We start from the raw sequence: 11,543 nt of genomic DNA, 5'->3' as shown, positions 1-11,543 counted from the left end.
GGGCGCGCGTCCGCCCCTGCGACACTTGCAGTATGCCGCGGCTTAGCGAGCCGAGCCCCTACGTGGAGTTCGACCGAAAGCAATGGCGCGCGCTTCGCATGTCGACGCCGCTGGCCCTCACCGAGGAGGAACTGGTCGGGCTGCGCGGTCTCGGTGAGCAGATCGACCTGCTGGAAGTGGAAGAGGTCTACCTGCCGCTGGCCCGGTTGATCCACCTGCAGGTCGCGGCCCGCCAGCGGCTGTTCGCCGCCACCGCGGAGTTCCTCGGCGAGCCGCAACAGAATCCGGACCGGCCGGTGCCGTTCGTGATCGGCGTGGCCGGCAGCGTCGCGGTCGGCAAGTCGACCACCGCCCGCGTCCTGCAGGCGCTGCTGGCGCGCTGGGACCACCACCCTCGGGTGGATTTGGTGACCACCGACGGCTTCCTATACCCGAACGCCGAACTCGATCGACGAAGCCTGATGCACCGCAAAGGTTTTCCGGAGAGCTATAACCGCCGGGCGCTGATGCGCTTCGTGACCTCGGTGAAATCGGGATCCGACTACGCGTGCGCGCCCGTCTACTCGCACCTGAAATACGACATCATCCCCGGCGCCAAGCACGTCGTCCGCCATCCCGACATCTTGATCCTCGAGGGCCTCAACGTCCTGCAGACGGGCCCGACCCTGATGGTGTCGGACCTGTTCGACTTCTCGCTGTATGTGGACGCCCGGATCGAAGACATCGAACAGTGGTACGTCTCCCGGTTCCTGTCGCTGCGCGGCACGGCGTTCGCCGACCCGGAATCGCACTTCCACCACTACTCGGCCCTCAACGACACCAAGGCCGTCGCCGCCGCGCGGGAAATCTGGCGGTCCATCAACCGGCCCAACCTGGTCGAGAACATCCTGCCGACCCGGCCCCGGGCCACGCTGGTGCTGCGCAAGGACGCCGACCACTCCATCAACCGGCTGCGGCTGCGCAAGCTCTAGCCGGCGACCGCCGCGGTCAAGCCGTCTCGAGGCGGCGCAGGCCCAGGTACTGCAGTCCCGCGAAGGCTGCGGTGTACACGCCGCCGGCCAGCGCGGCGGCGATCCCGGTCGCGGACAGCGGCAGCACTTCGGCGGCCACGATCGCTCCCAGGGTGAACGCCACGTTGGCCACCACGACGCCGATTCCGACGCGGCGCAGGTTCGGCGCCGCCGCCAGCAGGAACACGGCCAGGCCGCTGAACACGAAGAAGGCGCCGAGGCTGTATTCCTGCAGCGAGCTCAACCCCGTCAGCGACGACAGCGGGTCGGCGAGAAATGCGACGACCAGACCGCACAGTCCCGTGAAGGTGGCGTCGGCGCGCATGGCGAAACGCAACAGCGAGTCGGTCGCGTCGTAGAGGGGTCGGGTTGCCAGACCGGGTGCGCCAGATGCAGACATCATGTGATTACTCCTCGCGATGGCGAATTGGGTCGAACATCAGCGTGCTACCGGTGCACCTGCCATATCGACTCGTGGCACTGCCAACTACTGCCACGGAAACAAGGACCAGGGTGTGGGCCCGGCTATTCCCTTCTGCGAGCACGAATCCGATTTGTTATTCGACAGACGCCAGTCTGGCGTTCACCTGCCCCACCAGTCACAAGATGCGAAGACACGACCGCGTGCCCGCCTCCGAGCGACAAAGTCAGTCGCTGGGCACCGGGATCCGCCCGCGCAGGTCCGCGGCGATCAGCCGGGCCGCGGCGTTCTGCCAGTTGTGCAGCGAGCGCTGCGGGACCTCGGTGACCAACCAGTGCCAGGCCTGGCGGGCGACCGGATCCAATCCGGCGGCGGTGGCGTTCTGCGCATACGCGCGCACGCCGACGACGTACGGGAAATACAGCGAGTTGTAATGGCGCCACTGCTCGGTGGTCCCGAAATCGCCCGCGTCGCGGGGTTTCAGCCGCCCGATCGCGTCAGCGAGGACCGCCTTGAGTTCGTTGGCCCGCTCCAGCGGATGGTCCGGCGCGCCCCGCGCGGCGAGCCGCTCGTCGATGACCGGCAGCGCGGTCAACGGGCTGGCGACCAACTTGGTCAGGTCGCCGTAGTGGCCCAGCGCCCGGCGGGTGAGCCTGGCGAAGGTCTGGTCGTCGACGTCGACCAGGGGATCGGCCGAACGCAATGGCAACGCCGCCCCGGTGTGCCGCAACGCCGCCCGGTCGGCCCGCAGCGCGGGCGACTTCGAGAACGCCATCCGGTCGAGCGCGCCGGCCAGCGGGTCGGCCAGCACCTGCACCGCGATGGCGATCGCGAGGCTGCTGAACAACAGCACGCCCAGCACCGTCCGCCCGGCGGGCTCGTCCCGCGTCACCGCCAGGCCGACCAGCGCCTGGCCGCCGAACAACACCCCCACCGCCATCGAGCCGGTGAACGAGCGCAGCATGTCGGCACGCAGCGCCTGGCCCTCCTCGAACGCGTCCCACAGGGCTACGGCGAGCCCGAGCGAGAGGACGTCGATGCTCGTCGACGCCAGCGCCACCCAGCTGGGCACCAGGCCCAGCGGAATGATCAGGATGGCGTTGCCGAGCGCGAAGAACAGGGTGGCGACGACGGCGAGCCCGACGGCCGACCGGGGGCGGCGCGGCTGCCGCAACGCGACGGCCATCGCGCCGAACGTGGACAGCGAGATCACCGCGAACATCAGCCAGTGGCCCGTCCGCAACGGCCCCTCGACGCTGCCGGCCAGCATCGCCCCGAACAGGGTCAGCGCGCCGACCCCCGCCACCAGCAACACCTCGCGGCTGCGCGCCCGCCCGCCGTCCCTGGGCCGGGACAGCTCGACGAGCACCGCGAACCACGCCACGCCGGGAACGGCCACCAGGTAGATCTCAACGCGACTGAGCAGGTGCGCGTAGGCAGGGCTGGTGTTGCGCACCGCGTCCAGCGCGACCACCAGCGCGAAACCGCACAGACCGATCGCCGCCATCACCAGCACCGGCTTGCGCGGATCGCGGGCCAGCAGGTACAACCCGAGCCACCCGCTCAGCGTGAACACCACCGCCGACAGCGCAGCCATGAACCAAGTGTGTCACGGGCCCGGCCGACCGCCGAGGCCGTTTACTTGCCGTACCTGCGGTGCCGCCGGTTGTAGTCGCGCAGCGCGCGCAGGAAGTCGACCCGGCGGAACGCGGGCCAGTGCGCTTCGGTGAACCACATCTCCGAATAGGCGCTCTGCCAGAGCAGGAACCCGGACAGGCGTTGCTCCCCCGAGGTGCGGATCACCAGGTCGGGATCGGGCTGCCCGGAGGTGTACAGGTTTTCGGAGATGCCGTCGACGGTCACCGCGTCGATGAGTTCCTCGGCGGAGGCACCGTTGGCGAGCTCCTTGCTCAGCAGCGCCCGCACCGCGTCCACGATCTCGCGGCGGCCGCCGTAGCCGACGGCGACGTTGACATGGAACGGCGCGACCACGGGCGTCGACTCCACCGCGTCACGCAGCCGCCGGGCCGGCTCCTCGCCCAGCAACTCCAGATCGCCGACGGTGCGCACGCTCCAGCGATTGGCCGGCGCGCAGATCTCCTCGACGACATCGGTGATGATCTCGATGAGTCCCGCCAGCTCGTCGGGGTCGCGTTGCAGGTTCTCGGTGGACAGCAGGTAGACCGTGGTCATCTCGATGCCGGCTTCCTGGCACCAGCGCAGCATCTCGGCGATCTTGACCGCACCCATCCGGTAGCCGTAGCTGACGTCGGCGTAGCCGGCATCGCGGGCCCAGCGCCGGTTGCCGTCGCACAGGACGGCGATGTGACGCGGAAGGTCGGACTTGGAGGAGGCCAGATCCTGCCTCAGCCGCAACTCGTAGACGCGATACAGCGGCTCTTTGAGACGCGGCGGGATAATTTCCACGGAGATTCAGCCTACTGCGAGCCGCACCGAATTCCCCTGCGATTTCGGCCCGGTTTCGCGCCGGTCACCGGGCGGCAGTCACCACGCCGTGACGATTGCCGATTACTGTTGGCGGTGAGCAGCCACTGGCAATTGCCGACCTGCAAGACAAGGCACAGGAGACATGAGCAGCCAGACGAGCACGTCTGCCAATCCGGAGCGTTCGGATCGCGAATCCGAGGCCATCACCCCCGGCAACACCGTCGAACAGCTGGTCGAGGGTGCCGCCCACGTCCTGACCAAGCCGCGCATGCGCGGCTGGATCCACTTCGTGTCCGCGTGGCTGGCGATCATCACCGGCGCCACGCTGGTGTCGGTCTCGTGGGCCGCCTCCTCGCCGCGCGCGGGTCATTCGACGCTGGTCTACGCGGCGGCGACGGTGGCGATGTTCGCCGTCAGCGCCACGTACCACCGGGTGCAGTGGAAGTCCGATGCGGCCCGCAATCGCATGAAGCGGCTCGACCATTCGATGATCTTCGTGTTCATCGCCGGGAGCTACACGCCGTTCGCGCGCCTTGCCATGCCGCAGCAGACCGGGGTGCAGGTGCTGTGGATCGTGTGGGGTGGCGCGGCCGCGGGCATCCTGCTCAAGGTGTGCTGGCCGTCGGCCCCGCGCTGGCTGGGTGTGCCCCTCTACCTGCTGCTGGGCTGGGTGGCCGTGTGGTACTGCCCGACGATCCTGCACACGGCCGGGGTGGCCGCGATGGTCTTACTGGCCGTCGGCGGCGTGTTCTACAGCATCGGTGGGATCTTCTACGGGCTCCGCTGGCCCGACCCGTGGCCCAGGACGTTCGGCTATCACGAGTTCTTCCACGCCTTCACCGCGATCGCGGCGATCCTGCACTACATCGCCATGTGGTTCGCGGTGTTCTACGTCGGCCACCAGGCCTGGCTGCACTGAGCCGGCTACAGGTGCGTGACGTCGGCGGGTGACCAGTAGGCCTTCATGTGGGCGACCTTGCCGTCCTCGTCGAACGCCATCACGTCGATCGGCTCGATCACCATCCGGTGCTCCCCCGCGGTGATGGTGAGGCGGAAATGGAAGGCCGCCTCGTTGCCCGCGACCCGCAGCGTGACCAGTTCGCATTCGCGCTGCACGTCGTTGACCGCGGAGTAGAAGCCGTGGATCGCCTGGCGGCCGATGTGCACCTCGCCGCCGACGGGGTCTTCGACGGTGGCGTCGTCGGCGTACAGCTCGACCAACTCGTCGGCGCCACCCTTGGCGACCAGTTCGATGTAGCGGTTGACCGTGTCGGTGATGTGTTGGGCGCTCGGCATGAAAGGTCACGCTACCGTGGGGCGGCCAGCGCCCCCGCGAGGTCTGCGGCGGTGGTGACCGGCAGGTCGCACGCGCGGCCCCGGCACACGTAGGCGGCGTCGGCGCCGGCCACCCGGTCCCGCCCGGCCAGCAGCGCCGAGGAGTCCTTCTCGCCGCCCACGACGATCCCCCCGCCGGGCGCCAACCGTCGCGCGTCGGCCAGCAGCGGAGACCGCGACGGATCGCAGGCGACCGCGACCTGCAGCGGACCGCGAACCGCGGCCTCCGCCACGGCCAGCCAGTGCCCCGCCGAACGCGGCGCGCGCTCCAGCAACACCGAATGCGCGCTCAGGGCGTCTGCCGCCGCGCGCAGATACCGCTCCGCGCGCTCCCCGTCGACCAGGTGCGCCGCGGTCAGCAGCGCCTCGGTGATGCTCGACGCGCCGGAAGGGGTGGCCCCGTCCAGTGGGTCGGCGGGCCGAAGCATCAACCGCTCGGCGTCGTCGGCGGTGTCGAACCAGCGGCCCGGCTGCTGCGGGTCGGCGAAGTGCCGCAGCGCGGTGTCCAGCAGCTCGACCGCCGCGCCCAGCCAATCCGCGTCGGTGTCCAGCTGGTAGAGCGCGAGCAGGCCGGTGGCCAGCATCGCGTGGTCCTCGAGGATGGCGGCGCTGTCCCCGACGACCCCGCCGAGGCTGGCGCGCCGCAGCCGCCCGTCGACCAGGTGCAGGCCCAGCAGCGCGGTCGCGCAGTCCCGGGCGGCGCGGGCCAGCTCGGGCTCGCCGAGGGCCACGCCGGCCTCGGCCAGCGCGGTGATCGCCAGCCCGTTCCAGGACGTGACGACCTTGTCGTCGCGGCCGGGCTGGGCCCGGGCGCGACGGGCCGCCAGCAGCGCGGCCCGGACCCGTCCGGCGCGTTGCGGGTCATCGGGGTCGGCGGGCAATTGCAGCACCGAGGCCCCGTGTTCGAAGGTGCCCGCCGCCGTGACACCGAAAAGCCTTGCGGCCCAATGGGCGTCGTCAGGCCCGAGCACCTCGGTGAGCTGCCCGGGCGTCCAGACATAGGTCGAGCCCTCGCGGCCGTCGGCGTCGGCGTCCAGCGACGACGTGAACATGGCGCCGTCGGCGAGGTCGTCGAGCAGAAAACGCGCCGTCTCGGCGGCGACCCGGCGCGCCAGCGGATCCCCGGTCCGCCGGGCCCAGTGCGCATAGGCGCGCAGCAACAACGCGTTGTCGTACAGCATCTTCTCGAAATGCGGCACCACCCAAGCGTTGTCGACGCTGTAGCGGGCGAACCCGCCGGCGAGTTGGTCGTAGATGCCGCCGCGCGCCATCGCGTCGCCGGTGCGCGCGACCGCCTCCAGCGCGGCCGCCGACCCGGTGCGCTCATGATGGCGCAGCAGCGCCTCGAGCAGCGCCGACGGTGGGAATTTCGGTGCGCCGCCGAAGCCGCCGTGCGCGGTGTCCTGCTCGTCGAGCACCGCGGCGACCGCGTGATCACACAGCGCCGGCGCCACGTCGGGGCCGCCGGAGGGCAGCCCGGACGCCATCGCGCGCAGCTCGCCGGCAATGTGGTCGGACGCCCGCTCCACCTCGTCGCGGCGCTGCTGCCACGTGGCGGACACCGCCGAAAGCAGCTGCAGGAAGCCCTCTTTCGGGTAGTAGGTGCCGCAGAAGAAGGGCCGGCCGTCGGGCGTCAGGAAGCACGTCATCGGCCATCCGCCGTGTCCGGTGAGCGCCACGGTGGCGTTCATGTACACCGCGTCGAGGTCCGGGCGTTCCTCCCGGTCGACCTTGATGCAGACGAACCCGGCGTTCATCGCGGCGGCCACCTCGTCGTCCTCGAACGACTCGTGGGCCATGACGTGACACCAGTGACAGGCCGCGTAGCCGATCGACAGCAGGATCGGCACATCGCGTTCGGCCGCGGCCACCAGCGCCTGCGGGTTCCACTGCTGCCAGTGCACGGGGTTGCCGGCGTGCTGGCGCAGATACGGGCTGGTGGCCAGCCCGAGGGTGTTCGTCGCCGCGGCGTCAGCCGGGCTCATCACCGGGCCCCGGTGAGCGCTCCGATCCGTTAGCCCTGCCCGGCGGGTGTCCGTCGGCGTCGTCGACCGCGTCGGTGCCCTCGTCGGCGGCCTGGTCGGGCTCGGGGTGCTTGGGATCGAACGAGTCGGGCACCTTCTTCAGTTGCTTGTTCATCGATCGCAGCAGAAACAACGTGGCGATCAACAGCACCACGACGATCAGCAGCCCGATCGGGCTGGCCTTGCCGAAGTCCGGCCCGGTGTGCTTGGGCGGGGCGTCGGCCAACACACTCGCCATCAGGAGGTGGTTCACCCGTCGATCTCGATTCCGGCGAACAGGTCGTCCTCGGGCAGCCGGACCGGGACGCGCGAGCGCGCCAGCTCGAACTCCTCCGTCGGCCACAACCTCTGCTGCCACGCGATGGGCGCGGCGAAGAAATCGTGCTCGGGGTCGATCTGGGTGGTGTGCGCCCGCAGCGCGTCGTCGCGCTGGCTGAAGTACTTCGAGCACTCGACGCGCGTCGTGACCCGGGATTCGAAGGGGTCGTGCGAGGCATCCCAGTGCTCGAGCCACTTCTTGAACGGGGGTTCGTGACCGTGCTTGACGGCCTCGTCGTGCAGCAGCTGCATCCGCGCCCGCAGGAAACCGTGGATGTAGTAGAGCTTGGACACCGCCCACGGCTCGCCCGCATCCGGAAAGCGCCGATAGTCGCCGGCCGCCTCGAAGGCGCCGACCGAAACCTGGTGGCAGCGGATGTGATCGGGATGCGGATAGCCGCCGTTCTCGTCGTAGGTGGTGAGCACGTGCGGGCGGAACTCGCGGACCACCCGCACCAGCGCCTCGACCGACTCCTCCAGCGGCACCAGCGCGAAGCATCCTTCGGGCAGCGGGGGCGGCGGGTCGCCCTGAGGCAGGCCGGAGTCAACGAAGCCCAGCCAGTGGTGCTCGACACCGAGGATCTCGGCGGCCTTCGCCATCTCGTCGCGGCGGATCTCGGCGATGTGGCCGTGCACTTCGGGCAGGTCCATCGCCGGGTTGAGAATGTCGCCGCGCTCGCCGCCGGTCAGCGTCACCACCAGCACCCGGTGGCCCTCGTCGGCGTAGCGGGCGAGGGTGGCCGCGCCCTTGCTGGATTCGTCGTCGGGGTGGGCGTGCACCGCCATCAACCGCAGTTCGCTCACGTGCCCCCTTGTCGGTCTGCTGGTCGCCGGATACGAACCTATAATTCCAGTTCTTCAGATCGTTGCATGCCGCCGGCCGCCGGCCGGCGGCCGACCGCTCAAGGCATACCCAGGCATGACCGAAACCTCTCCTTCGCGTCCGGAGGCCCGCTACGGGCGTTCCGGGCGCGCGCGCGTGCCCCGGCGCTGGGTGATCGGCGGGCTGGGTGCACTGGTGGTGGCGGCGGGCCTGGTGATCGCCGTCGTCGGCTACCACCGGCTTGGCATGAGCGCCGTCACGGGCTCGCTGGTCGGCTACCGGGTGCTCGACGACCAGACCGCGTCGGTAACGATCAGCGTGACGCGATCCGATCCGTCGCGGCCGGTGGACTGCATCGTGCGGGTCCGGGCGAAGGACGGTAGCGAAACGGGCAGGCGCGAAGTGCTGGTCCCGGCCTCCGATGCGGCCACGGTGCAGCTGACCACCACGGTGAAGTCCAGCAAACCCCCGGGGGTGGCCGATATCTATGGGTGCGGCACCGACGTGCCCGCCTATCTGCGGCCGGCGTGACCCCTTAACAACAGGCGAACTGCGAATTTGGAGTCATCAATTGTTTGCGCGGTGGTAACATGGGTGAATGCACGGTTCCTGATGGGACCGTGTATTGCTGCATTAAGGCCGTGAGCAGAACGGATCGGCAGCACACGGGAGGAAGACCCGGATCACTCCGGCGGCGGGGTCAACAGGCTTACGCGGTTACGCGAAAACGAGAACACGAGGAGCACGACAAGATGACGGACACTTCGGTGACGTGGCTGACCCAGGAGTCACATGACCGGCTGAAGGCGGAGCTCGATCAGTTGATCGCTAATCGTCCGGTCATCGCCGCGGAGATCAACGACCGCCGTGAAGAAGGGGACCTGCGCGAGAACGGCGGTTACCACGCCGCCCGTGAAGAGCAGGGCCAGCAGGAGGCCCGGATTCGCCAGCTGCAGGACCTGCTCAACAACGCCAAGGTCGGCGAGGCGCCCAAGCAGTCCGGCGTCGCGCTGCCCGGCTCGGTGGTCAAGGTGTACTACAACGGCGACAAGTCGGACACCGAGACGTTCCTGATCGCCACCCGCCAGGAGGGCGTGAACGACGGCAAGCTCGAGGTGTATTCGCCCAACTCACCGCTGGGCGGCGCGCTGATCGACGCGAAGGTGGGCGAGACCCGCAGCTACGTCGTGCCCAACGGCAACACCGTCGAGGTCACGCTGGTCAGCGCGGAGCCCTACCACTCGTAGCGGCCGCCAGCCGCCTCGCGATCGCACCCGCCCAATGGTGGCGACCCGCATCGCCCGGCTACGCCGCGCTCGCGATCGCACCCGCCCAATGGTGGCGACCCGCATCGCCCGGCTACGCCGCGCTCGCGATCGCCACTAGCCCAGCGCCTGGTCGAGGTCGGCCAGCAGGTCGGCGACGTCCTCGATGCCGACCGACAGCCGCACCAGGTCGTCGGGCACTTCCAGTTGCGAACCGGCCGTCGACGCATGCGTCATGGCGCTGGGGTGTTCGATCAGGGACTCGACGCCGCCGAGCGATTCGGCCAGGATGAACACCTCGGTGCGGGCGCACAGATCCCGCGCCGCTTGCCGGCCGCCCCGCATGCGGACCGACACCATGCCACCGAAGCCACGCATCTGCCTGGCGGCGACGTCATGCCCGGGGTGGCCGGGCAGACCGGGGTACAACACCGTGATCACACCCGGATGTTCGGCCAGGAATTCGGCGACTGCCGCGGCGTTTTCGCTGTGCCGCTGCATCCGCAGCACCAGCGTCTTCAGCCCGCGCATGGTCAGGTAGGCGTCGAACGGGCCGGGCACCGCGCCGGCCCCGTTCTGCAGGAACGCAAAAGCCTCGTCCAGCTCCTTGTCGTCGGTGATCAACGCGCCACCCACCACGTCGGAGTGGCCACCGATGTACTTGGTGGTCGAATGCAACACCACGTCCGCGCCCAGCGTCAACGGCTGTTGCAGCGCTGGCGACGCAAACGTGTTGTCCACCAACACCTTTACCGACGACTGCTTGCCGATCTCGGCCAAGGCCGCGATGTCGGCGATGGACAGCAGCGGGTTGGTCGGCGTCTCCACCCAGATCAGGCGCGTGTGCGGGGTGATCGCGGCCCGGACGTCGTCCAGGCCGGACAGCGCCACCGGCGTGTAACGAATCCCCCACTGGGTGAACACCTTGTCGATCAACCGGAAGGTGCCGCCGTAGGCATCGTTGGGGATGATGACGTGGTCGCCGGGCCGCAGCATCGCCCGCAGCGCGCAGTCGGTGGCGGCCATGCCGGATCCGAACGCGCGCCCGTAACCGCCACCTTCGACGGCGGCGAGCGAGGCCTCCAGCGCGGCGCGCGTCGGGTTGCCGGTGCGCGCGTATTCGAACCCGCCGCGCAGCGCACCGACGCCGTCCTGGGCGAACGTGCTGCTGGCGTAGATCGGGGCGTTGACCGCCCCGGTCGCCGGGTCCGGCCGGTAGCCGGCGTGAATGGCCTTGGTGGCGAGTCCGGTGAAGTGTCCGTGTCGGTCGGCGCTCATCGACGCTCAGCCTAGGCGACGGCCACCCCGGCTAGGTCGCGCGCACGACTAGCTCGGCCGCTCCTCGGTTCCGTCGAACGGCAGGCAGACCGTCGTCATGATCTTGTCCGCCAGCGTCTGCCGCTTGGAATCCCACAGCGGGAAAAGGAACCCGATGAAGCAGATGATCGCGTCGACGAAGTGGGCCAGGGAACGCACCACCGACATGCCGAAACCGATCGGCCGGCCGGTGACCTCGCTGACCACCTTGAACTTCATCACCGACTTGCCGACGCTGGATCCGGTGAGGCCCTGGCGGTAGCCGTAGTTCCAAATCAGATAGACCAGGCCCACCAGCGATGCCAACCACTGCGCGGCCATGCCGATGGTCGAGTTCTGCGTGGCGCAGTACTGGTTGACCGCGTACTGCGTGACGTCGGTGACGCACGACGTCTGCTGTGTCGCGACGAGGATGCCCGTCCCGATTCCGTGCACGACCGCGTACGGGAGGATGTCGATGATGAACGCCACCACCCTGGTGAGCCACGGCGTGTAGGACTCCGTCGGCAACGTACGGATCGCCGGTCCCGGAGGGGGTGGCGCATACCCGCCCGGGGACGGCGGGGGCGGCGGGTACGACCC

General features: G+C 69.4%; 13 protein-coding genes. 4 read left to right on the top strand and 9 right to left on the bottom strand.

The features are described 5' to 3' along the window. Nucleotides 1-32 precede the first annotated feature (32 nt). Nucleotides 33-971 carry a type I pantothenate kinase gene (coaA, locus tag A5713_RS06330; protein ID WP_067916841.1) on the top strand — a complete coding sequence of 313 codons (939 nt, stop codon included), beginning with the start codon at nucleotides 33-35 and terminating at the stop codon, nucleotides 969-971. A 16-nt stretch (nucleotides 972-987) separates the two neighbouring features. Here coaA and A5713_RS06325 read toward each other — a convergent pair whose 3' ends face one another. The 3 genes from A5713_RS06325 to A5713_RS06315 form a co-directional block, all read right to left on the bottom strand. Next, on the bottom strand, nucleotides 988-1,413 hold the full coding sequence (locus tag A5713_RS06325; RefSeq protein ID WP_068093721.1) for a hypothetical protein: 426 nt from the start codon (nucleotides 1,411-1,413) through the stop codon (nucleotides 988-990). A gap of 244 nt (nucleotides 1,414-1,657) precedes the next feature. Continuing rightward, nucleotides 1,658-3,028 carry a hypothetical protein gene (locus A5713_RS06320; protein WP_068093714.1) on the bottom strand — a complete coding sequence of 457 codons (1,371 nt, stop codon included), beginning with the start codon at nucleotides 3,026-3,028 and terminating at the stop codon, nucleotides 1,658-1,660. Nucleotides 3,029-3,069: 41 nt separating this feature from the next. After that, on the bottom strand, nucleotides 3,070-3,858 hold the full coding sequence (locus A5713_RS06315; RefSeq protein ID WP_068093711.1) for a (2Z,6E)-farnesyl diphosphate synthase: 789 nt from the start codon (nucleotides 3,856-3,858) through the stop codon (nucleotides 3,070-3,072). A 163-nt stretch (nucleotides 3,859-4,021) separates the two neighbouring features. On the opposite strand from A5713_RS06315, the gene A5713_RS06310 reads away from it, so the two are divergent. Next, the gene (locus A5713_RS06310; RefSeq protein WP_067916850.1) at nucleotides 4,022-4,798 is read left to right on the top strand and encodes a hemolysin III family protein; all 777 of its coding nucleotides are present in this window, start codon (nucleotides 4,022-4,024) and stop codon (nucleotides 4,796-4,798) included. 5 nt (nucleotides 4,799-4,803) lie between these two features. Here A5713_RS06310 and A5713_RS06305 read toward each other — a convergent pair whose 3' ends face one another. The 4 genes from A5713_RS06305 to mca are packed head-to-tail and all read right to left on the bottom strand — an operon-like array spanning nucleotide 4,804 to nucleotide 8,360. Further along, nucleotides 4,804-5,175 (bottom strand): nuclear transport factor 2 family protein, encoded by a 372-nt coding sequence (locus A5713_RS06305; protein ID WP_068093709.1) that lies wholly within the window; start codon nucleotides 5,173-5,175, stop codon nucleotides 4,804-4,806. A gap of 11 nt (nucleotides 5,176-5,186) precedes the next feature. Continuing rightward, entirely contained in the window at nucleotides 5,187-7,199 is a 2,013-nt protein-coding gene (locus A5713_RS06300) for a thioredoxin domain-containing protein (RefSeq protein WP_068093707.1), read from the bottom strand. Then, nucleotides 7,186-7,491 (bottom strand): hypothetical protein, encoded by a 306-nt coding sequence (locus tag A5713_RS06295; protein ID WP_067916856.1) that lies wholly within the window; start codon nucleotides 7,489-7,491, stop codon nucleotides 7,186-7,188. The genes A5713_RS06300 and A5713_RS06295 overlap by 14 nt, the downstream gene beginning before the upstream one ends. Then, complete coding sequence (gene mca, locus A5713_RS06290; protein WP_067916858.1) at nucleotides 7,488-8,360, bottom strand: mycothiol conjugate amidase Mca; 873 nt, start codon at nucleotides 8,358-8,360, stop codon at nucleotides 7,488-7,490. Before mca ends, A5713_RS06295 begins: the two co-directional genes overlap by 4 nt. A gap of 115 nt (nucleotides 8,361-8,475) precedes the next feature. Between mca and A5713_RS06285 the strand changes: the two genes are divergently transcribed. Both A5713_RS06285 and greA read left to right on the top strand, forming a co-directional pair. Next, nucleotides 8,476-8,910 (top strand): DUF4307 domain-containing protein, encoded by a 435-nt coding sequence (locus tag A5713_RS06285; protein WP_068093703.1) that lies wholly within the window; start codon nucleotides 8,476-8,478, stop codon nucleotides 8,908-8,910. A gap of 221 nt (nucleotides 8,911-9,131) precedes the next feature. Further along, nucleotides 9,132-9,626, top strand: coding sequence for a transcription elongation factor GreA (greA, locus tag A5713_RS06280; protein WP_007168983.1), 495 nt, complete (start codon nucleotides 9,132-9,134; stop codon nucleotides 9,624-9,626). 135 nt (nucleotides 9,627-9,761) lie between these two features. On the opposite strand, the gene A5713_RS06275 is transcribed toward greA, so the two are convergent. Together A5713_RS06275 and A5713_RS06270 are read right to left on the bottom strand one after the other, a co-directional pair. Beyond that, nucleotides 9,762-10,922 (bottom strand): cystathionine gamma-synthase, encoded by a 1,161-nt coding sequence (locus A5713_RS06275; protein WP_068093700.1) that lies wholly within the window; start codon nucleotides 10,920-10,922, stop codon nucleotides 9,762-9,764. Nucleotides 10,923-10,970: 48 nt separating this feature from the next. After that, nucleotides 10,971-11,543, bottom strand: a 573-nt coding sequence (locus A5713_RS06270; protein WP_068093747.1) for an RDD family protein, incomplete at its 5' end; no start/stop codon positions are given.

Source organism: Mycobacterium sp. E2497, from assembly GCF_001668695.1.
Taxonomy (GTDB): Bacteria; Actinomycetota; Actinomycetes; order Mycobacteriales; family Mycobacteriaceae; genus Mycobacterium.
This window is presented reverse-complemented; position numbering and strand designations above follow the sequence as displayed.